At 61.4% G+C, this 20,718-nt stretch carries 17 protein-coding genes; 9 read left to right on the plus strand and 8 right to left on the minus strand.

Annotated elements, in window-relative coordinates; translation table 11 throughout:
* Nucleotides 1-12: 12 nt before the first annotated feature.
* From AACY45_RS02190 to AACY45_RS02210, 5 genes are all read right to left on the minus strand, one after another.
* Nucleotides 13-1,260: an ABC transporter permease gene (locus tag AACY45_RS02190; RefSeq protein WP_339543939.1), complete on the minus strand. Its 1,248-nt coding sequence runs from the start codon at nucleotides 1,258-1,260 to the stop codon at nucleotides 13-15.
* 139 nt (nucleotides 1,261-1,399) lie between these two features.
* Nucleotides 1,400-2,443, minus strand: a complete 1,044-nt coding sequence (locus AACY45_RS02195; protein WP_339543940.1) for an ABC transporter substrate-binding protein — start codon at nucleotides 2,441-2,443, stop codon at nucleotides 1,400-1,402.
* Nucleotides 2,444-2,487: 44 nt separating this feature from the next.
* Nucleotides 2,488-3,612: an ABC transporter ATP-binding protein gene (locus AACY45_RS02200; RefSeq protein WP_339543941.1), complete on the minus strand. Its 1,125-nt coding sequence runs from the start codon at nucleotides 3,610-3,612 to the stop codon at nucleotides 2,488-2,490.
* A 281-nt stretch (nucleotides 3,613-3,893) separates the two neighbouring features.
* Entirely contained in the window at nucleotides 3,894-4,523 is a 630-nt protein-coding gene (locus tag AACY45_RS02205) for a response regulator (protein ID WP_084318557.1), read from the minus strand.
* Between the two features lie 17 nt (nucleotides 4,524-4,540).
* Complete coding sequence (locus AACY45_RS02210) at nucleotides 4,541-6,943, minus strand: PAS domain-containing sensor histidine kinase (protein ID WP_339543942.1); 2,403 nt, start codon at nucleotides 6,941-6,943, stop codon at nucleotides 4,541-4,543.
* Between the two features lie 74 nt (nucleotides 6,944-7,017).
* On the opposite strand from AACY45_RS02210, the gene AACY45_RS02215 reads away from it, so the two are divergent.
* Nucleotides 7,018-8,007: an alpha/beta hydrolase family protein gene (locus AACY45_RS02215; protein ID WP_339543943.1), complete on the plus strand. Its 990-nt coding sequence runs from the start codon at nucleotides 7,018-7,020 to the stop codon at nucleotides 8,005-8,007.
* A gap of 16 nt (nucleotides 8,008-8,023) precedes the next feature.
* Here the strand turns inward: AACY45_RS02215 and AACY45_RS02220 are convergent, their stop codons facing one another.
* From AACY45_RS02220 to AACY45_RS02230, 3 genes are read right to left on the minus strand one after another with little or no spacing between them, the layout of a single operon-like run.
* On the minus strand, nucleotides 8,024-8,791 hold the full coding sequence (locus AACY45_RS02220; protein WP_339543944.1) for a TerB family tellurite resistance protein: 768 nt from the start codon (nucleotides 8,789-8,791) through the stop codon (nucleotides 8,024-8,026).
* Nucleotide 8,792: 1 nt separating this feature from the next.
* On the minus strand, nucleotides 8,793-9,464 hold the full coding sequence (gene murU / locus AACY45_RS02225; protein ID WP_339543945.1) for an N-acetylmuramate alpha-1-phosphate uridylyltransferase MurU: 672 nt from the start codon (nucleotides 9,462-9,464) through the stop codon (nucleotides 8,793-8,795).
* Nucleotides 9,461-10,486, minus strand: a complete 1,026-nt coding sequence (locus AACY45_RS02230) for an aminoglycoside phosphotransferase family protein (RefSeq protein WP_339543946.1) — start codon at nucleotides 10,484-10,486, stop codon at nucleotides 9,461-9,463. The genes murU and AACY45_RS02230 overlap by 4 nt, the downstream gene beginning before the upstream one ends.
* Before the next feature lie 130 nt (nucleotides 10,487-10,616).
* On the opposite strand from AACY45_RS02230, the gene AACY45_RS02235 reads away from it, so the two are divergent.
* The 8 genes from AACY45_RS02235 (at nucleotide 10,617) to AACY45_RS02270 (ending at nucleotide 20,552) form a co-directional block, all read left to right on the plus strand.
* Nucleotides 10,617-13,418: an LPS-assembly protein LptD gene (locus AACY45_RS02235; protein ID WP_339543947.1), complete on the plus strand. Its 2,802-nt coding sequence runs from the start codon at nucleotides 10,617-10,619 to the stop codon at nucleotides 13,416-13,418.
* Nucleotides 13,399-14,715, plus strand: coding sequence for a peptidylprolyl isomerase SurA (gene surA / locus AACY45_RS02240; RefSeq protein WP_339543948.1), 1,317 nt, complete (start codon nucleotides 13,399-13,401; stop codon nucleotides 14,713-14,715). Before AACY45_RS02235 ends, surA begins: the two co-directional genes overlap by 20 nt.
* Nucleotides 14,712-15,701 (plus strand): 4-hydroxythreonine-4-phosphate dehydrogenase PdxA, encoded by a 990-nt coding sequence (gene pdxA / locus AACY45_RS02245; protein WP_339543949.1) that lies wholly within the window; start codon nucleotides 14,712-14,714, stop codon nucleotides 15,699-15,701. Before surA ends, pdxA begins: the two co-directional genes overlap by 4 nt.
* Complete coding sequence (rsmA, locus tag AACY45_RS02250; protein WP_339543950.1) at nucleotides 15,698-16,510, plus strand: 16S rRNA (adenine(1518)-N(6)/adenine(1519)-N(6))-dimethyltransferase RsmA; 813 nt, start codon at nucleotides 15,698-15,700, stop codon at nucleotides 16,508-16,510. Before pdxA ends, rsmA begins: the two co-directional genes overlap by 4 nt.
* A 208-nt stretch (nucleotides 16,511-16,718) precedes the next feature.
* Nucleotides 16,719-17,099: a Co2+/Mg2+ efflux protein ApaG gene (gene apaG / locus AACY45_RS02255; RefSeq protein ID WP_339543951.1), complete on the plus strand. Its 381-nt coding sequence runs from the start codon at nucleotides 16,719-16,721 to the stop codon at nucleotides 17,097-17,099.
* Nucleotides 17,099-17,980 carry a symmetrical bis(5'-nucleosyl)-tetraphosphatase gene (locus tag AACY45_RS02260; RefSeq protein WP_339543952.1) on the plus strand — a complete coding sequence of 294 codons (882 nt, stop codon included), beginning with the start codon at nucleotides 17,099-17,101 and terminating at the stop codon, nucleotides 17,978-17,980. Before apaG ends, AACY45_RS02260 begins: the two co-directional genes overlap by 1 nt.
* A 33-nt stretch (nucleotides 17,981-18,013) precedes the next feature.
* Nucleotides 18,014-18,343 (plus strand): thiosulfate sulfurtransferase GlpE, encoded by a 330-nt coding sequence (glpE, locus tag AACY45_RS02265; RefSeq protein WP_339543953.1) that lies wholly within the window; start codon nucleotides 18,014-18,016, stop codon nucleotides 18,341-18,343.
* A 286-nt stretch (nucleotides 18,344-18,629) separates the two neighbouring features.
* Nucleotides 18,630-20,552, plus strand: coding sequence for a PrkA family serine protein kinase (locus AACY45_RS02270; RefSeq protein WP_095170580.1), 1,923 nt, complete (start codon nucleotides 18,630-18,632; stop codon nucleotides 20,550-20,552).
* Nucleotides 20,553-20,718 lie beyond the last annotated feature (166 nt).

Raw genomic sequence — 20,718 nt, forward strand, 5'->3', positions numbered from 1 at the left:
TCGATTCTCCCCTTAGCTCAGGCGCAGGCGGCTGGCGCCCACCAGCCAGCTGTAGATCAGATAAAGCACGATGGTCGCCAACAGCAGCAGCCCGCCAAGCGCCGTCGCCATGCCCCAGTTGATGCTGGTGTTGGTGTAGAAGGCGACAAAGTAGCTGACCATCTGATCGTTCGGACTGCCCAGCAACGCCGGAGTGATGTAGTAACCAATCGCCAGGATGAACACCAACAGGCACCCGGCGCCGACACCGGCATAGGTCTGCGGGAAGTACACCCGCCAGAAGCTGGCGAACGGATGGCAACCCAGGGAAATCGCCGCCCGCATGTAGGTCGGCGAGATGCCCTTCATCACGCTGTAGATCGGCAGGATCATGAACGGCAGCAGAATGTGCACCATCGAGATGTACACCCCGGTGCGGTTGAACACCAACTCCAGGGGCTTATCGATAATGCCCACGGCCATCATCGCGCTGTTGATCAACCCGCCCGATTGCAGCAACACGATCCACGCCGCCACCCGCACCAGGATCGAGGTCCAGAACGGTAGCAACACCAGGATCATCAGCAGGTTGCTCTGCCGGGACGGCAAGTTGGCCAGCAGGTAAGCCAGGGGATAGGCCAATACCAGGCAGATGGCCGTGATCACCAGGCCCATCCAGAAGGTGCGGGCGAAGATATCGAGATAGATCGCCTGGTCAGGGGTGGCCGGGGCGATTTCGCCAAGGTCGTCGATCCGGTGGTCAACCGCCGCCAACAGGTAGTAAGGCGTGAGGCTGCTGGTGTTGCGGCGCACGGCCTGCCAATAGGCCGGGTCGCCCCAGCGCTCGTCCATCGCTTCGAGTGCGTCTTTGTAAGACGCCGGCTCGCTCTTGAACGGCAGCGCGCGGGCGGTCTTGGTCAGCAGGCTGCGGTAGCCGGCCAACTCCATGTTCAGTCGCTTGGACAGGTCGCCCAAGGTTTGATTCTTGCGGGCTTCGGCCAAGTCTTCACTGGCGGCCTTGTACACCGGGTCCGCTGGCAGGCCTCGGCCATCCCAGGCAGCAATGGCTGCCACGGTGCGCGGCATGCCGCCGATCACTTCCGGGTTACCGACGCTTTTGTAGAGCAGCGCCACAATCGGCACCAGAAACACCAGCAACAGAAACAGCACCAGCGGCGCAATCAGGGCTTGAGCCTTCCAGCGATTGACCCGCTCGGCACGCGCCAGGCGCTGCTTCAAGGTGCGGTGGGTGCCCTCGTTCAGGGGAACGGCGATGGCCATGGCGAACTCCGAAAATCTTTGATCGTTACAGAGGCAGACAAACAACCTGTGGGAGCGAGCAAGCTCGCTCCCACATGGATTACGCTGTCAAACCTCTAACTGACTGGCATTGGGCAAGCTCTCTACCACAGGGTCGTGCTTACTTCGCGGCCCAGGAGTTGAAGCGCTGCTCCAGTTGCTCGCCGTTGTCCGCCCAGAAGCTGACGTCGATCTGCACCTGATTGGCGATGTTTTCCGGGGTTGTCGGCATATCTTTCAGAATTTCCGGATTCAACAGCGGTACCGCCTGGGTATTGGCCGGGCCGTAGGCGATGTTTTCCGAATAGGTTTTCTGCTGTTGTGGCATGACCGAGAACGCGATGAATTTCTTCGCCGCTTCAGCACGGGCCTTGTCCAGGCCTTTAGGAATGGCCCAGGCGTCGAAGTCGTAGATGCCGCCGTTCCACACCACCTTCAGGTTGCTTTCCTTTTGCACGGCAGCGATCCGGCCGTTGTACGCCGAGCTCATGACCACGTCACCGGACGCCAGGTACTGCGGCGGTTGGGCGCCGGCTTCCCACCACTGGATGCTCGGCTTGAGTTCGTCGAGTTTCTTGAAGGCTCGGTCCTGGCCATCTTTACCGGCCAGCACTGTGTAGACATCTTTTGGCGCCACGCCGTCGGCCATCAAGGCGAATTCGAGGGTGTACTTGGCGCCTTTACGCAGGCCGCGCTTGCCCGGGAAGGTCTTGGTGTCCCAGAAGTCGGCCCAACTGGTTGGCGCGGTTTTCAGCTTGTCGGCGTTGTAGGCCAGCACGGTCGACCAGACAAAAAAGCCCACCCCACATGGCTGGATTGCACCCTTGACGTAATCCTCGGTTTTGCCGAACAGCGCGGGGTCAAGTTGCTCGAACATGTCCTCGTCGCAACCGCGGGACAGCTCTGGCGATTCGACTTCCACCAGGTCCCAGGACACGCTCTTGGTGTCGACCATGGCCTTGACCTTGGCCATTTCACCGTTGTATTCGCCAGCGACGATCTTGCCGTTACCCGCGGCTTCCCAAGGGGCATAGAAGGCCTTGGCCTGTGCGGCTTTGTTCGCGCCGCCAAACGACACCACGGTCAGGTCCGGGCCCGCAGCCATCGCGTGTGCCGCACCCATCATGCCCAGAGCCAGGGCGGTGAATTTCAGGGATTTCAACATTTATTGTTCTCTCCACGTGCAGGGTTGGTGAAGCAGGGGGGCGATCAATTCGCCTCTAGAAGGGGGTCGAGTGCGCGGACGTGCTCGACCTGCCAGCCAAGCGGCACCACGTCTCCGACGGCCAGCGCCGGATCCAGCTCGGCGATCGGCTGTTTCACGAAGAAGTCGGTCTTGCCGCAAACCTCCAGGCGCACACGGACGTGGTCGCCCAGATAGATGAATTCCGCCACCCGCCCGGAGAATCGGTTGACGCACGACTCACTGGAACCGTTGAGGCTGACCCGCTCCGGACGAATGGACAGGGTCACCGGCTCGCCGGTCTTGCCGACATTCACCGCCAGTGCCTCGACCTTCTCCCCGCGCCCAAGCTCGACAATGCAACGCTCGCCGCTCTGGCTGTGCAGACGGCCGTTGAGGCGGTTGTTTTCGCCAATGAAGTTGGCCACGAAGGTATTTTTCGGTTCTTCGTACAAGGTGCGTGGTGGGGCGATCTGCTGGATTTCGCCTTGATGGAACACCGCTACCCGGTCGGACATGGTCAGGGCTTCGCCCTGGTCGTGGGTCACGTAGACCACGGTCACACCCAGGCGCTGGTGCAGGTGCTTGATCTCCATCTGCATGTGTTCACGCAGCTGTTTATCGAGAGCGCCCAGCGGTTCGTCCATCAGCACCAGTTGCGGTTCGAACACCAGCGCCCGGGCCAGGGCCACCCGCTGTTGCTGACCACCGGAAAGCTGGGCCGGGTAACGCTGGGCGAAGGCATCGAGCTGGACCATGCTCAGGACACGCTTGACCCGGTCACTGACGTCGCTCTTGTTCAGGCCACGCACGGTCAGCGGGAACGCCAGGTTCTCCGCCACCGTCATGTGCGGGAACAGGGCGTAGTTCTGGAACACCATGCCGATGTCGCGCTTGTGCGGCGGCACGTTGTTGATCGAACGCCCGCCCAGCAGGATCTCGCCGGCGGTCGGGGTTTCGAAACCGGCGAGCATCATCAGGCTGGTGGTCTTGCCGGAGCCCGAAGGCCCGAGCAAGGTGAGGAACTCGCCCTTGCGAATATCCAGGTTGAGGTCTTTGACGATCAGGTTCTCGCCGTCGTAGCTCTTCTGCACGCCACGAAAGCTGACCAGTACATCATTGGCCCCCGCGCTTGAATCGACCTCGCTCATACCCACACCTTTATTGTTGATGACTGCCGTGGATTAAGCCTAGTGGCTACGGACAGCCGCGCAAATCGGGGCGCAGGAGAGAATCGCCTCAGCCGGATGGAAGGTTGGGGGTAGGGATTGCCCTACAAGGATGGCGTGATTGGACAGGTCGGCGGCGAGTTTTCAGCCACAAGCCACAAGAACAGACAAAAGCGGGTTGGCAGGATGTCGTAAATGGATATGCCGACACGGCCCCCTGTAGGCGCGAGGCTTGCCCGCGCCTACAGGGGAACGCGTTTTGTTCAGAGCAACTTGTGTTCCATGGCGTACTTCACCAGCTCCGCCAGGGAGGTGATGTTGAGCTTCTGCATCAGGCGCGCCTTGTGGGTGCTGATGGTCTTGCTGCTCAACGCCAGTTGCTGGGCGATGTCGTTGACGTTGGCGCCCTGGGCGAGGCGTTCGAACACCGAGAACTCACGCTCCGAGAGCAGCGAATGCAAGGGCCGTGAATCCGTCAGGCCGACCTCGAAGACCATTCGATCGGCGAGTTCCGGATCGATGTAGCGCCCACCAGCAGCCACTTTGCGAATCGCCGTCAGCAACAGTGCCGGGTCGCTGTCCTTGGTGGCATATCCGGCGGCCCCGACCTTCAAGGCGCGGGCGGCCATCTGCGCCTCGTCGTGCATCGACAGCACCAGAATCGCCGGTGGATTGTTCAGGGCGCGAATCCGCGGGATCGCCTCCAGGCCATTGACCCCGGGCATGGAAATATCCAGCAGCACCACCTCACAGGGCACGTGACGCAAGGTTTCGAGCAACTGTTCGCCATTGCTCGCCTCCCCTACCACCAGCAGATCCTTGGCCAGGCCGATCAATTGCTTGATGCCTTCGCGCACGATGGTGTGGTCTTCGGCTACCAGTACACGGATCACAGACTTCTCCAGATAAATCAGCTGCACGCTTCACGCAAAGGCACACGGACCTCAAGGGTGGTGCCCTCGCCTGGCTCGCTGTCGAGCAGCAGTGTGCCACCCATGATCAACACTCGCTCGCGCATGCCCACTACCCCAAAGGACGTCGGCCTACCAGTTTGAGCGACAAAACCTACACCGTCGTCGCTGACAGTCAGGCACAACTGCCCGTCTTCCAGCACCAGCGTCAGCTCCACAGTATGCGCCTGGGCGTGGCGCATGACATTGGTCAGTGCCTCCTGGAGGATCCGGAACAGGCCAATGGCCTTGGCATCACTGAGCACCGGCAGGTTGTCAGGTACCTGTACCAGGCAAGGAATTTGGGTACGCGCCTCGAAACGCCGGGCCTGCCACTCGATGGCCGAGGCAATGCCGGCGTCGAGAATCGGCGGCCGTAGCGCCGTGGCCACGTCCCGCACCAGCTGGAACAACTGGGCGATCAGGCGCTTCATGCTGTTGAGCCGATCACTCAGTCCAGGGTCCAGTTCGGCGTAGGCCAGTTCGCACATCGAGGTTTCCAACTTGAGCACCGTCAGCATCTGCCCCAACTCATCGTGGACTTCCCGTGCAATCCGCGCCTTTTCCTCCTCGCGCACACTCTCCAGGTGCGCCGACAGCTCACGCAATTGTTCACGGGAGCTGGCCAGCTCCAGCTCGATGCGCTTGCTCTCGCTGATGTCCCAGACGATCCCGTCCCAGACAAAGGCGCCATCGTCCAGGCGCCGGGTGATGGCCTTGATCTCGGCCCAGCGCTGCTGCCCCTGGCGGGTGAGGATGCGACCTTGCCACGACCAGTCACTGTCGGTGTCCAGCGCGTGATCCTGGGTGCGGTGATAACTGGCCCTGTCCTCCGGATGTACCAGGCTGCGCAGGCCCATGTCGCGATGGCTCAAGGTGGCGGGCGAGTACCCCACCAGGCTTTCACTGCCTTCGCTGATGTAGGCAAAGTCGATTTGCCCGGTCACCGGCGCGCGCTCAAGACGAAACACCAGGCCGGGCACGTTGGCGGCAATCCCCTGCAGCCGCGCCTCGCTTTCGCGCAAGGCCGCCAGGGCGCGCCGGCGCTCGGTGACGTCATTGAGGTAGACCACCAGGTACTCGCTGTCGCGAAAGCGCAGAAAACTCAAGGTCACGTCAGTCGGCAAAATGCTGCCATCGGCACGCCGGCAATGGGTCTCGAAGCTTTGGGGTCCCTCCTCACTGGCCCGCGCGCGTTTCCACAGGTTCAACCAACGGTCCATGTGCAAGTTGGGTTCGAAGTCGATCAGCGGGCGGTCGATCACCCCGCCGGGGGCGTACCCGAGCATGTCTTCGGCCGCCCGGTTGGCGTAGCGCACGTGGCTGTCCCAATTGACCCAGAGGATCCCGACGGTGCTTTGATCGATGGAAAACTGTGTCAGGCGCAACGCTTCTTCGCTGGCCGCGCGCAGGGCAATGTCTTCCCGGGCGGCGAGCAAGCGCTGCTCGAGGGAATGTTGCTGGCGGCGCTGCCAGATCACGATGGTCATGGCGCTCAGCAACAGCACCCCCAGTAACAGGCAGAGGTTCTGCCAGAACCCCGGGGACTCCGACAACCGTGGGTACTTGGGTTGCAACCAACGTGCGTGCAACTGCTCCAGGTCCTTGGCCGGGATCGCATGCAAGGCGTTTTCGACGATGCCGGCCAACGCCGGCCAGTCGCGGCGGGTCGCCACCCGCAGCAGTTGCGGCAGGCCGATGTCCCCCACAACGGCCAACCCGGCAAACTCGGGCTCTGCCGACAGCCGGCTGAGCTGGGCCTCATCGATGACCGCGTACCGCGCTTGCTGGGACAGCAACAGTTGCAGGGCCTGGCGCTCCAGGGGCACACCCTGCAAATTGAGGTTGGGGTAGTTGCTGCGCAGGTAATCGGCGATCGCACTTGGCATCCGCACCGCGACGCGAGACTGATCGTCGAGCTTCTCCAGGTCCACCGCGCCGGCGCCCTTCTGTTGCCCCACCACCAATTGCGGCACGCGCATGTAGGGGTCAGTGAATCTCCACAGGCGCAGGCCAGCAGGGGTTTGGGTCAGACCTGGGGCCATGTCGACTTCCCCCTCACGCACCGCCTGCTCCAACCGCGCGAGATCGGGGAAATTGCGCCAGGTCAGCTCGATCTTCAGCGCACTGGCCAGCCACTGCATCAATTCGACGTTGGCCCCGGACAAGCGCTGAAGACGCCGGTCGTACTGCGCGTAAGGCGCCTGCAGCACCACGCCGACCCGCAGTTCAGGGTGGTCGGCCAGCCATTGCCGTTGTTCACTGCTCAATTGCGCCACGCGCGCAGGCGGCGTGGCAGCCGCCCAGGCCATCAAGGGAAGCCAGAAACAGCCGATAAGCAACAGGCAGCAAAGACGTTTCATGCGAGCTCTCACACACTGACAAATACTGACCAACCCATTAGGCTGCCGGGAATACTTCTGGCCTGGAATATCCGATGCCCCCTGTCTACCGCCTGGCACTGCCAGTATTGTGCCTGTCGTTGATCTTGCCTGGCGCCTTTTCCGCCCAGGCTACCGAGCCAACGGAGCCTGCCGCCAGCGAACCTTCCGAGCAACGCCAAGCCCTGCCTGAGCGCAGCCAGGAAGAAGCCGCGGCCCTGCAACGCAGCCTGCCCACCGGCGAGCAGCAACAGTTGCCGGTGGGCAGCGAGACCTTCCTGGCCCTGTGGCAACCGGCCAACACCAGCGAACCCCACGGCATAGTGATTATCATCCCGGGCACGGGCGAAACCGCTGACTGGCCTCAAGCAATTGCGCCTTTGCGGCAAAAATTGCCCGACAACGACTGGAGCAGCCTGAGTCTTACCCTGCCGGACCTGCAAAGCAATGCCCCACAGCCGCGCATCCTCGAAAGTGCACCGGCACCGGTCAGCACCGAGCCCCCAAGTAAAGGCGCCAGCACCGCAGCCCCGATCGAGCAGGTGGCCGGTGATGAAGGCGAGGTGGTTGATCAGCCGGTGGTGCAGACCCACGATGAACCGTTCAAGGCCGATGCCCAGCGGATCTTCTTGCGCATCGACGCCGCCCTGGCCTTTGCCGAGCAACAGAACGCCCGCAGTATCGTCCTGCTCGGCCACGGCACCGGGGCCTACTGGGCGGCCCGTTACCTGAGCGAAAAACAGCCTGCTCAAGTGGCGAAGCTGGTGATGGTCGCCGCCCAGGTTCCCGCCTCCAGCACACCCGGGCTGGCGGAACTGAGCACCGGCCTGAAATTGCCGACCCTGGATCTGTACTACAACGACAAACCTTTGCTGCAACGCGCGGCCCAGGAACGCTTGCAGGCCAGCAAGCGGCTGAAGGATTCGAGTTTTCGGCAGATTTCCCTGAACGCCCTGCCGGGCAACAGCGCCGCCCAACAGGAACAATTGGTGCGCCGGGTGCGGGGCTGGTTGAGTCCGCAGAACAACGCTGCGCCGTTGCCCTAGGTAGGGCAACGGCGTCCTAGCGAAAGTCGCGCCGCTGACGGATCAATGCATAGGCGCTGTGCAACTCCCGGGTCTTCTCCGTCGCTTCGCGCACCTGGGACGGCGAAGCCCCGCTGCCAGCAATCTTGTCCGGGTGATGGCGACTGAGCAGCCGACGGTAGGCCCGCTTGATCTGGCTCGGTTCGCTGCTCACCGTCACCCCCAGCAGGCGCATGGCGTGCTGGTAGGCCTCGCCACTGTTGGCCAAGGGTCGCTTGTGCGGCTCGTAATCCTGGGCCAGGGCTTGGATCTGCTCCGGCGTCCAGTCCAGCCATTTACCCCACTGGTCCAGCAATTCGCGCTCGGCACGTCCTGCACGCCCGTCTGCCCAGACCATCCGCCAGCACGCCCGCAGCACCCCTTCGGCGGCATGGGGCTGGGCACGCAGACGACGCAGGTAGCCGCGCAACCGATCATGCCCGCTCTTGCCACGATTGAACGCCGCAATTGCACGCTTCTGGGCAAACTCGTTCATCTCCAGTGCGCGCATTTCCTGGCGCGCCTGGTAGATATGGCCGTCACCCACCCGGCCATCACTCTTGGCCAGGCGTCCGAGCAACACAAACAGCAATTCATCGTTGCGCAACATCGCACGCCCTCCCAGGCGCTCGCGCAGATGCCCCAGGCTTTGCAGTTGCAGGCGCCGATCCAGCGCCTGCCCCAACAATGCACCGAGCATGGCCCCCGGAATGCTGGCGATGGCAAAACCCGCCCCGGCTCCGATCAGAGTCCCTGGCCACAGCATCTCAGCGGCTCGCTTGCAGCAAGTGTTCGGCCTCGGCCAGACGCTCGTGGGTGCCGACATCCACCCACCGCCCTGACAGTCGCTCGCCACTCACCCGGCCTTGGGCCATGGCGTTGCGCAACAGCGGCGCCAGTTTGAAAGCACCGTCCGTGCAACCGGCAAACAGCTTGGGGTCGAGCACGGCGATGCCACTGTAGGTCAGGGTCGGTGCATCGGCCTGGCCGTCCAAGACCTGTCCATCGACCAGGGTGAAGTCTCCGCCAGGGTGATGAGCCGGGTTATCCGCCAGCACCAGGTGGACCAACCCGGCCAGTGGCCGGCGCAGCGCACTGAAGTCGTAGTCCGTCCAGATGTCACCATTGACCACCACAAAGGCGCCATCACCCAACAAGCCCAGGGCACGGAAGATCCCGCCCCCGGTTTCCAGTGGCTCGCCTTCCGGCGAGTACTGAATGCTCAGGCCGTACCGCGAGCCATCCCCCAGGTAGTCTTCAATCTGCTGTCCCAACCAGGCATGGTTGATCACCACTTCAGTGAAGCCCGCCGCGGCCAGGGCCTTGAGGTGGTGCTCGATCAACGGTACGCCGCCGACTGGCACCAGAGGCTTGGGCGTGGTCAGCGTCAAGGGGCGCATGCGCTCGCCCTTGCCGGCCGCCAGAATCATCGCCTTCATACACAAGCTCCGAGCGCCGGGCGCAGACTGGCCAGTAGCTCACCCAACTCCGCCAGCTCTGGCCGACGGGCCAGAACTGCTTCTATATAGGTAAAGAACCGCGGCACATCCGTCAGGTAGCGCGGCTTGCCGTCACGGTGGCAGATACGGGCGAAGATCCCGATCACCTTCAGATGCCGTTGCACCCCCATCAGATCGCTGGCCCGCAGGAACTCCTGGAAATCCGCCTGGACCGCAATCCCCAGCTCGCCAGCCTGTTGCCAGTAACGCTCCAACCAGCCATGCACGCGGGCTTCGGGCCAACTGAGGAAGGCGTCCTTGAACAGGCAGGTCACGTCGTAGGTCACCGGGCCGTACACCGCGTCCTGGAAATCCAGCACGCCAGGGTTCGGCTGGCTGATCATCAGGTTGCGCGGCATATAGTCGCGATGCACCAGCACTTTCGGCTGGGCCAGGGCGCTGTCGATCAACAGGTCGCTGGCACGCTGCCAGAGGGCTTGCTGGTGCGCGTCGAACTCGATCCCCAGTTCGCGCTTCACGTACCACTCAGGGAACAGTTCCAGCTCGCGACGCAACAGCGCCACGTCATAGCTGGGCAACGGCGCCACCATCGGCAGTTGCTGGAAAGCCAGCAACGCCTGCAGGGCGTCATTGAACAAGTCATCGGCGTTTTCGTCGTTGATCACGTCCAGATAGGTCTGGTTGCCCAGGTCATTGAGCAAAAGAAATCCGCGCTCGAGGTCCTCTGCGTAGATTTTCGGCACGTTGATCCCGGATTTCGCCAGCAAAAAGGCGATATCCACGAACGGTTTGCAGTTTTCCTGGGGCGGTGGCGCATCCATCACCACAAAACTCCTGCCATCGCCTTCCCAGCGGAAATAACGGCGGAAACTCGCGTCGCTGCTGGCCGCAGTCAACGTGGCCTGGGGCACAGCCCCCCGGCCTTGTGCGGCGAACAGGCTGGCCAATTGCTCATCGAGCCAAACTTTCAGGTGTATCAAGCGTACATCTTGATCAGGCATTGCAAGGGTCTCCGACGGCGCTAGCCGTCAAGCGGGTCATGCTTTATTATCCAGCATCTTTTTCAGACCATCGAGAGGCGTGCGGCCCACACCGCGGGCAGATGGCACGCAGGAAGCCCGGACTAATAAGATGGCATTGAAATCCCCCGCGTTTCGTAAAAAATTTCCGTTGTTGGTTACCGGCAGTCTGCTGGCCCTGCAACCTCTAGCCACTTCCTTCGTGGTCGCCGCGGAACAGTATGACTGCTCAGTCTCTGCTTCGGGTGCCTGGGATTGCGCGCCGAAAACCAACGCGGCTCAACTGCCTCCGCGCCCTGTGCATGATGCCAGTGCGGTCAGCTCGGGCAACGAATCGGCAGCAGACACCACCGTTGCCAGCGAAAGCGCCGACAAACCGGCGTTGGTTACCGAAGCCAAGGGCCGCGGCCTGAAGTCGCGCAGCGCCGACTACAGTCACCTCGACTGGGTCCCGCGTGAGCAACTCACCGCTGCGCAATTGGCTGAAACCGGTCCTTACTGCTCCGGCGCCTATGTCGAACCGACTCGTCCTGGCATGAATGACAAGACGGATAAAAGCGACGCGCCGACCTTCATCGGCGCCAAGGCCTCCCGCTACCAGCAGGAACAGCAGATTGCCACCCTCGCCGGTGACGTGGTCATGCGCCAGGGCAGCATGCAGGTCGAGGCCGACGAGGCCAGCCTGTACCAGGCGGAGAACCGTGGCGAGCTCAACGGCAACGTCCGGGTGCGCGACAACGGCGCGCTGATCGTCGGCGACCACGCCGACGTGCAACTGGACACCGGTGAAGCCAAGGTCGACAACGCCGAATACGTGATGCACAAATCCCGTGTGCGCGGTAACGCGCTGTACGCCAAGCGTGCAGAAAACGCGATCATCCGCCTCAAGGACGGTACTTACACCACCTGTGAGCCCAACAGCAACGCCTGGCAGCTCAAGGGCAACAACATCACGCTGAACCCGGCGACCGGCTTCGGTACCGCGACCAACGTGACACTGCGGGTCAAGGACATTCCAGTCCTGTACACGCCGTACATCTACTTCCCGATCGACGACCGCCGCCAGTCCGGCTTCCTGCCGCCGACCATCGGCAGCGGCAGCGATACCGGGATGCTGCTGGTCACGCCGTACTACTTCAACCTGGCGCCGAACTACGACGCCACGTTGTACCCGCGTTACATGAGCAAGCGCGGCATGTTGTTGGAAGGCGAGGCTCGCTACCTGACCAAGTCGAGCGAGGGCCAGTTCGGTGCTGCGTACCTGGATGACCAGGACGATGACCGTGAGCTACAGACCGACTCCGAAAAAACTCGCTACATGTACAACTGGCAACACAAGGGTGGCCTGGACTCGCGGGTATTCACCGAAGTCGACTACACCAAGATCAGCGATCCGTACTACTTCCAGGATCTGCAGACCGACCAGTTGGGCGTTAAAAGCGTTTCCGATTTCGTCAATCAGCAAGGTGCTGTCAGCTACCGTGGCGACACCTACACCGCGCGTATCAACGCCCAGGCCTATGAATTGGCGTCGGTGTCCAATATCACCCCGTATGACCGCCTACCGCAGATCACCTTCAACGGCTTCCTGCCGCAGACACCGGGCGGCCTGAACTTCGCCTATCAGACAGAGCTCGTGCGATTTGATCGTGATTTGCTGACGGGTAACTACTTCGATAAAGATGGTGGTGCTTTTGACACGGCAGGCAATCCGGTTGGTACTCCTCGCCTCGACAATCAAGTTGCTGGCTTAGCGCGATCCAACGGTAATCGTCTCAATCTGGCACCCACCATGAGCCTGCCGCTTAACGCGTCCTACGGTTTCGTGAAACCTACGCTCAAGTACCAATACACCCAGTACGATCTGGATCTTGATCAGAAAGGTAAAAACACGCTGCTTCCCGGTGAAAGCTTCGACAGTTCGCAAAATCGCGGTGTGCCGATCGCCAGCATCGACAGCGGCCTGTACTTCGACCGCAATACCCAATGGTTCGGCAAGAACTACCGCCAGACCCTGGAACCGCGCCTGTACTATCTCTATGTTCCCGAGAAAGACCAGTCCGACATTCCAGTGTTCGACACCAGTGAATCCGTGTTCAGCTACTCCTCGCTATTCCGTGACAACCGGTTCACCGGCTCCGACCGTGTCGGCGACGAAAACAAGCTGTCGCTGGGCGTAACCAACCGCTGGATCGAAGAAAACGGCTTCGAGCGTCAACGCATCAGCGTCGGCCAGGCCGTGTACTTCAAAGACCGTGAAGTCCAGTTACCGGGGATTGATGCGAAAGATCGCAAAGATGCTCAGTCGAGCGTTTCACCGTATGCCCTAGAATACGCATACAACTGGAACCGTGACTGGAGCACCACGGCCGACTACAACTGGGACCCGGACAGCCACAGCCCTCGCTCGGGCAGCGCGATGTTCCACTACCAGCCTGAAGACAACCCGAACAAGGTTATCAACGCCGGTTATCGTTATCGCAATGACCAAGTGATCTACAACCAGAACACTGGTAAATGGCAGTTCGGCGGCGACTACGGCACCGCGGGCGAGCCTGGCTACGTCAAGGATTACTACAAGATCCAACAGCACGACTTCTCGGTCATCTGGCCGGTCGTGCCGCAGTGGAACGCCATCAGCCGCTGGCAGTACGACTACAACCGCAACCGTACGCTGGAAGCCTTCGGTGGTTTCGAATACGACAACTGCTGCTGGAAACTGCGCCTGATCAACCGTTACTGGGTGTCCTATGACGAATTCAGTCAGGAAGCCCCGCAAAACGAAAAAGGCGACCACGGCATCTTCCTCCAAATCGTTCTGAAAGGTCTCGGTGGCGTTGTTGGCACCAAAGTAGAGAGCTTCCTCGACAAAGGCATCCAAGGTTATCGTGAACGTGAAGACCAAGCTTTCTGATTGTCTGCGCCCGCTGATGCTGGGCGCGCTGTTCCTGAGTACCGCGGCCAGCGCCGCGGTGCAGTCCATCGACAAAGTGGTGGCCATCGTCGACAACGACGTGGTCATGCAAAGCCAACTGGACCAACGGGTTCACGAAGTCCAGCAAACCATCGCCAAGCGTGGCTCGGCCGTTCCACCGGCCGGCGTACTGGAACAACAAGTACTTGAGCGCCTGATCGTCGAAAACCTGCAACTGCAGATCGGCGAGCGCTCCGGCATCCGCATTACCGATGAAGAGCTGAACCAGGCAATCGGCACCATTGCCCAGCGCAACAACATGAGCGTGGATCAATTCCGCGCCGCCCTGTCCCGCGACGGCCTGTCTTATGAAGACGCTCGCGAGCAGGTGCGCCGTGAAATGATCATCAGCCGTGTGCGTCAGCGTCGGGTCGCCGAGCGCATCCAGGTGACCGAGCAGGAAGTGAAGAACTTCCTCGCCTCCGACCTGGGCAAAATGCAGCTGTCGGAAGAACTGCACCTGGCCAACATCCTGATTCCTACCCCGGAAAGCGCCAACTCCGAAGCGATTCAGGGTGCGTACCGCCAGGCAATGGAGGTTTACCAGCAACTCAAGCAGGGCGCGGACTTCACCCAACTGGCGATTGCCAAATCCGGCAGCGACAACGCCCTGGAAGGCGGCGACATGGGCTGGCGTAAAGCGGCTCAACTGCCACCGCCGTTCGACCGCGAACTGAGTGCCATGCCCGTCGGCGAGATCACCCAGCCAGCACGTACCCCTGGCGGTTTCATCATCCTCAAGCTGCTGGAAAAACGCGGCGGTGGTAGTCAGACCCGTGACGAAGTCCACGTTCGCCACATCCTGATCAAGCCGAGCGAAATCCGCAGCGAAGCAGAAACCAAGCGTCTGGCACAGAAGCTCTACGAGCGCATCGAATCGGGTGAAGACTTCGCCGAACTGGCAAAGACCTACTCCGAAGACCCAGGCTCGGCCCTCAACGGCGGCGACCTGAACTGGATCGATCCGAACGCGCTGGTACCGGAGTTCCGTACCGTGATGAACAACACCCCGCAAGGTCAGTTGTCCAAGCCGTTCAAGAGCCCGTATGGCTGGCACGTCCTGGAAGTCCTTGGCCGTCGCGCCACCGACAGCACCAGCCAGGCTCGCGAGCAACAAGCAATGACCGTGTTGCGTAACCGCAAGTACGACGAAGAGCTGCAAACCTGGTTGCGTCAGATCCGTGACGAAGCCTACGTTGAAATCAAGCTCCCTGGCGTCGACCAGGCGGCGAAGTGAAACCCAGACGCTTCGCTTTGACACCCGGCGAACCAGCCGGCATAGGCCCCGACCTGTGCCTGCTGCTCGCCTCGCACGCCCAGCCATACCCCCTGATAGCCATCACCAGCCGCGACCTGCTCCTCGAGCGGGCCGCGCAGCTGGGTGTGGTCGTTGATCTGCTGAGCGTCAGCCCCGGGCACTGGCCGGACGTTCCCGCGCCCGCCAACAGCCTGTACGTCTGGGATACGCCACTCAAGGCCCCGGTCATCGCAGGTCAACTGGACCCGGCCAATGCCGCCTTTGTCTTGCAAACCCTGACCCGCGCGGGCCAGGGCTGCCTGGATGGCGACTTTGCCGGAATGATCACCGCCCCGGTGCACAAGGGCGTGATCAACGAATCCGGAATGGCCTTTTCCGGGCATACCGAGTTCCTGGCTGACCTGACTCACACCCCCCAAGTGGTGATGATGCTTGCCACCCGTGGCTTGCGCGTCGCCCTGGTGACCACTCACCTGCCGCTGCGGGAGATTGCCGACGCAATCACCCCGGAGCGCCTGGAGCGGGTCACGCGGATCCTGCACGCCGACCTGCAACACAAATTCGGCATCGCCCAGCCCCGCATCCTCGTCTGTGGGCTCAACCCCCACGCGGGCGAAGGCGGCCACCTGGGCCATGAAGAAATCGATATCATCGAACCCACCCTTGAGCGTCTGCGCGGCGAAGGCATGGACCTGCGTGGTCCCCTGCCCGCCGACACTCTGTTTACCCCCAAATATCTGGAGCACTGCGATGCAGTGCTGGCGATGTACCACGACCAGGGCCTGCCGGTGCTGAAGTACAAAGGCTTCGGCGCGGCAGTCAACGTGACCCTGGGCTTGCCGATCATCCGCACCTCAGTCGACCACGGCACCGCCCTGGACCTGGCTGGCAGCGGAAACATCGACACCGGCAGCCTGCAAGTCGCCCTGGAAACCGCCTACCAGATGGCCGAGACCCGTTTATGACCGAGCATTACCAACACCGGGCGCGCAAGCGCTTCGGCCAGAACTTCCTGCACGACGCCGGCGTAATCGACCGCATCCTGCGTTCCATCCACGCCAAGGCCGACGACCGCCTGCTGGAAATCGGCCCGGGCCAGGGTGCCCTGACCGAAGGTCTGCTCAACAGCGGCGCGCAGCTTGATGTCGTGGAGCTGGACAAGGACCTGATCCCGATCCTCAACCAGCAGTTTGCCGGCAAGAGCAACTTCAACCTGCACCAGGGCGATGCCCTGAAGTTCGACTTCAATAGCCTGAACGCCGCGCCGAACAGCCTGCGCGTGGTCGGCAACCTGCCGTACAACATCTCCACGCCGTTGATTTTCCATCTGCTGAACAACGCCGGGATCATTCGCGACATGCACTTCATGCTGCAAAAAGAAGTGGTCGAGCGTCTTGCCGCGGGCCCTGGCGGTGGCGATTGGGGCCGCCTGTCGATCATGGTCCAGTACCACTGCCGGGTCGAACACCTGTTCAACGTCGGCCCTGGCGCATTCAACCCGCCACCCAAAGTCGACTCGGCCATCGTGCGCCTGGTACCCCACGCGGTACTGCCGCACCCGGCCAAGGACCACCGCCTGCTGGAGCGGGTTGTTCGCGAAGCCTTCAACCAGCGTCGCAAGACCCTGCGTAACACTCTCAAGGCCTTGCTCAGCAATGCTGAAATCGAAGCCGCCGGCGTCGATGACAGCCTTCGCCCGGAACAACTCGACCTGGCCGCCTTCGTGCGCCTGGCCGATCAGCTGGCAATCCAGCCCGCGCCAACCGCTGAGTAACTCAGAGCCCCTGTAGGAGCCAGCTTGCTGGCGATGGCGTCGGCAAAGTCGACAGATCCACTCGCTGGCAACCCAGCTCCTACAAGGCAGACCACATCGTTCCCCTGTCCTCGGCCACAGCATCTCTGGCCTACTGCCTGCCAGTTGGCCTAGACTGACCACCTCTCGCGTTAGGTAATCTGCGCTTTTGCTTTTAAGGCCTTCTTGCATGTCCGATCCTCGTTACCAGGTCGACGTCAGCGTCGTCACTCGCTTTCTGGCAGAACAGTCGCAACCCGAGCAGAACCGTTTCGCCTTCGCCTACACCATCACCGTGCACAACAACGGCTCGCTACCGGCCAAGTTGCTCTCGCGGCATTGGGTGATCACCGATGGCGACGGCCATGTCGAAGAGGTTCGTGGTGCGGGCGTGGTTGGCCTGCAACCGTTGATCGGCGCCGGCCAGAGCCACACCTATAGCAGCGGCACCGTAATGACCACCCGCGTGGGCAATATGCAGGGCAGCTACCAGATGCTCGCCGAAGACGGTAACCACTTCGACGCCATCATCGCGCCCTTCCGCCTGGCGGTGCCCGGAGCCCTGCACTGATGGCGACGTATGCCGTCGGCGATCTGCAGGGCTGCCTCGAACCCCTGCAATGCCTGCTCAAGCAGGTCGCCTTCGATCCGCAGACCGACCGCCTCTGGCTGGTCGGCGATCTGGTCAACCGTGGCCCGCAGTCGCTGGAAACCTTGCGCTTCCTCTATAGCATCCGCCAGTCGCTGGTCTGTGTACTGGGTAACCATGACCTGCACCTGTTGGCCGCCGGGAACAAGATCGAGCGCCTGAAGAAAGCCGACACCCTGCGCGAAATTCTCGAAGCCCCCGACGGCAACGAACTGCTTGAGTGGCTGCGCCAGCAAAAGCTCCTGCACTACGACGAAATCCGCGACATGGCGCTGGTGCATGCTGGTATCCCGCCGCAGTGGTCCCTGCGCAGGGCCCTCAAGTGCGCCGCCGAAGTCGAAGCCGCCCTGCGCGACGACAACCTGTTCACTCCCTATCTGGACGGCATGTATGGCAACGAGCCGGCCAAGTGGGACAGCGACCTCAAAGGCGTGACCCGCCTGCGGGTGATCACCAACTACTTCACCCGCATGCGCTTTTGCACCAGCGAGGGCAAGCTTGACCTCAAGGGCAAGGAAGGCGCCGACACCGCGCCGCCTGGCTACGCGCCCTGGTTCAAGCACAAGGATCGCAAGACCCGCGGCCTGAAGATCATTTTCGGCCACTGGGCCGCACTGGAAGGCCGGTGCGACGAACCCGGCGTCATTGCCCTCGACACCGGTTGTGTCTGGGGCGGCGCCATGACCCTGCTGAACATCGACACCGGCGTACGCCTGAGCTGCCAGTGCGACGAGCACGGCCATGTCGCGCCGCCTGTCGCCTCACCTACCCCCGAACCATTGTCGGCCAGCGTCAAGCGCTAGGCTGCGCTGCCAGTCCGGCCACAGGAGCCCGCCATGAGCGAATTCAAACGCATCCCCCCCGAACAAGCCCAGGCCCTGCGCGAACAAGGCGCAGTACTGGTCGATATCCGCGACCCCGCGACCTACGCCGCACTGCACATCAGCGGCTCCACGCACCTGGACAACCACTCCATCTCGGACTTTATCCGCGCCGCCGACCTCGACGCGCCAACGGTGGTGGTCTGCTACCACGGCAACTCCAGCCAGGGCGCTGCCGCCTACTTGATCAGCCAGGGCTTTTCCGACGTCTACAGCATGGACGGTGGCTTCGAGTTGTGGCGTACGACTTATCCTTCAGAAACCGCGAAAAGTAGCGACGAATAATTTTTTTCAGCGCTCCAGCCCACGTCCCCCGTGGGCTGACGAACGGTCATGCACAACAAATTACGCATTGCTCCTTTACCTCGCGGATTACCAACTATCCTTAGCCTCAGGCCATCCAAAACAGGGGAGAGCCGGTACACCGGCGAGCGGGTCATCGGGAGTAGCTTTCAGGGTTGATAGCTTTGAAGGTGTTCTGGGGGGGTAGAAAGCAGCTGAAATTACGGCTGCTAACCAGCATCGACTGAATGATCCGACGTCGGCTCCACGTATCGAGCGAGGTGACGTCATGAGTATCTTTAGCCACTTCCAACAACGCTTCGAGTCCACACGCCAGGAAGAACTCTCGCTGCAGGAGTACTTGGAGCTCTGCAAACAGGACCGCAGCGCCTACGTTTCCGCCGCCGAGCGTCTGCTGCTGGCAATCGGTGAACCCGAACTGCTGGACACTTCGACCAACTCAAGGCTGTCGCGCATTTTTTCCAACAAGGTGATCCGGCGTTACCCGGCCTTCGAGGACTTCCACGGGATGGAAGAATGCATCGACCAGATCGTCTCCTACTTCCGCCACGCCGCGCAGGGCCTGGAAGAGAAGAAACAGATCCTCTACCTGCTCGGTCCCGTCGGCGGCGGCAAGTCGTCCCTGGCTGAAAAGCTCAAACAACTGATCGAGAAAGTGCCCTTCTATGCCATCAAGGGCTCTCCCGTATTCGAGTCGCCACTGGGGCTGTTCAACGCCACCGAGGACGGCGCGATCCTGGAAGAAGACTTCGGCATTCCCCGGCGCTACTTGAACACCATCATGTCGCCCTGGGCGACCAAACGGCTGGCCGAATTTGGCGGTGATATCAGCCAGTTCCGCGTGGTCAAGCTCTACCCATCGATCCTCAACCAGATCGCGGTCGCCAAGACCGAGCCGGGCGATGAAAACAACCAGGACATCTCGGCACTGGTGGGCAAGGTCGATATCCGTAAGCTCGAAGAATTTCCGCAAAACGACGCCGACGCCTACAGCTACTCGGGCGCCCTGTGCCGGGCCAACCAGGGCCTGATGGAATTCGTCGAGATGTTCAAGGCGCCGATCAAGGTCCTGCACCCTCTGCTGACCGCCACCCAGGAAGGCAACTACAACAGTACCGAAGGCCTGGGCGCGATTCCGTTCACCGGGATCCTGCTGGCGCACTCCAACGAATCGGAGTGGCACACCTTCCGCAACAACAAGAACAACGAAGCCTTCATCGACCGGATCTACATCGTCAAGGTGCCTTACTGCCTGCGGGTCAGCGATGAAGTGAAGATCTACGACAAGCTGCTGTTCAACAGCTCCCTGGCCAAGGCTCACTGCGCCCCCGACACCCTGAAGATGCTCGCCCAGTTCACCGTGCTCTCGCGCCTCAAGGAGCCGGAAAACTCGAACATCTACTCGAAAATGCGGGTGTACGACGGTGAAAACCTCAAAGACACCGATCCAAAGGCCAAATCGATCCAGGAGTACCGCGACACCGCCGGTGTCGATGAAGGCATGAACGGCCTTTCGACCCGGTTCGCCTTCAAGATCCTGTCGAAAGTCTTCAACTTCGACCCACACGAGATCGCCGCCAACCCGGTGCATCTGCTTTATGTGCTGGAACAGCAGATCGAGCAGGAGCAGTTCCAGGCCGAAACCCGCGAACGTTACCTGCGCTTCCTCAAGGAATACCTGGCACCGCGCTATATCGAGTTCATCGGCAAGGAAATCCAGACCGCCTACCTGGAGTCCTACAGCGAGTACGGTCAAAACATCTTCGACCGCTACGTGCTGTACGCGGACTTCTGGATTCAGGACCAGGAATACCGCGACCCGGAAACCGGCGAGATCCTCAACCGCGTCGCCCTGAACGAAGAACTGGAGAAAATCGAAAAACCGGCGGGCATCAGCAATCCGAAGGATTTCCGCAACGAAATCGTCAACTTCGTCCTGCGCGCCAGGGCCAACAACAACGGCAAGAACCCGACCTGGCTCAGCTACGAGAAACTGCGGGTGGTCATCGAGAAAAAAATGTTCTCGAACACCGAGGATCTGCTGCCGGTCATCAGCTTCAACGCCAAGGCCAGCAAAGAGGACCAACAAAAGCACAACGACTTCGTCACACGGATGGTCGAGCGCGGCTACACCGACAAACAGGTACGACTGCTGTCCGAGTGGTACCTGCGGGTCAGAAAATCACAGTAACCCGCTGCCGGTCAGACCGGTTGTCGTTAGCCAGAGGCCTGTCTACGCATTTTCTGTTACACAGGCCTCTGGAAGGTGTTCGAAAGCCGGTAGCGAGGTACAGGCAGCACCCTGAGCGCTTGGGGGAGCGTGAAACGTCCCTTGGCCTGAGCCCATGCTGCGTCAC

This window comes from Pseudomonas sp. RA_35y_Pfl2_P32 (assembly GCF_963970735.1).
Lineage (GTDB): Bacteria > Pseudomonadota > Gammaproteobacteria > Pseudomonadales > Pseudomonadaceae > Aquipseudomonas.

Excerpts from the sequence above, each read along its gene's own strand:
- AACY45_RS02190 (WP_339543939.1), bottom strand. The coding sequence starts at position 1,260 with ATGGCCATCGCCGTTCCCCTGAACGAGGGCACCCACCGCACCTTGAAG.
- AACY45_RS02195 (WP_339543940.1), bottom strand. The coding sequence starts at position 2,443 with ATGTTGAAATCCCTGAAATTCACCGCCCTGGCTCTGGGCATGATGGGT.
- AACY45_RS02200 (WP_339543941.1), bottom strand. The coding sequence starts at position 3,612 with ATGAGCGAGGTCGATTCAAGCGCGGGGGCCAATGATGTACTGGTCAGC.
- AACY45_RS02210 (WP_339543942.1), bottom strand. The coding sequence starts at position 6,943 with ATGAAACGTCTTTGCTGCCTGTTGCTTATCGGCTGTTTCTGGCTTCCC.
- AACY45_RS02215 (WP_339543943.1), top strand. The coding sequence starts at position 7,018 with ATGCCCCCTGTCTACCGCCTGGCACTGCCAGTATTGTGCCTGTCGTTG.
- AACY45_RS02220 (WP_339543944.1), bottom strand. The coding sequence starts at position 8,791 with ATGCTGTGGCCAGGGACTCTGATCGGAGCCGGGGCGGGTTTTGCCATC.
- murU (WP_339543945.1), bottom strand. The coding sequence starts at position 9,464 with ATGAAGGCGATGATTCTGGCGGCCGGCAAGGGCGAGCGCATGCGCCCC.
- AACY45_RS02230 (WP_339543946.1), bottom strand. The coding sequence starts at position 10,486 with ATGCCTGATCAAGATGTACGCTTGATACACCTGAAAGTTTGGCTCGAT.
- AACY45_RS02235 (WP_339543947.1), top strand. The coding sequence starts at position 10,617 with ATGGCATTGAAATCCCCCGCGTTTCGTAAAAAATTTCCGTTGTTGGTT.
- rsmA (WP_339543950.1), top strand. The coding sequence starts at position 15,698 with ATGACCGAGCATTACCAACACCGGGCGCGCAAGCGCTTCGGCCAGAAC.
- apaG (WP_339543951.1), top strand. The coding sequence starts at position 16,719 with ATGTCCGATCCTCGTTACCAGGTCGACGTCAGCGTCGTCACTCGCTTT.
- AACY45_RS02260 (WP_339543952.1), top strand. The coding sequence starts at position 17,099 with ATGGCGACGTATGCCGTCGGCGATCTGCAGGGCTGCCTCGAACCCCTG.
- glpE (WP_339543953.1), top strand. The coding sequence starts at position 18,014 with ATGAGCGAATTCAAACGCATCCCCCCCGAACAAGCCCAGGCCCTGCGC.
- AACY45_RS02270 (WP_095170580.1), top strand. The coding sequence starts at position 18,630 with ATGAGTATCTTTAGCCACTTCCAACAACGCTTCGAGTCCACACGCCAG.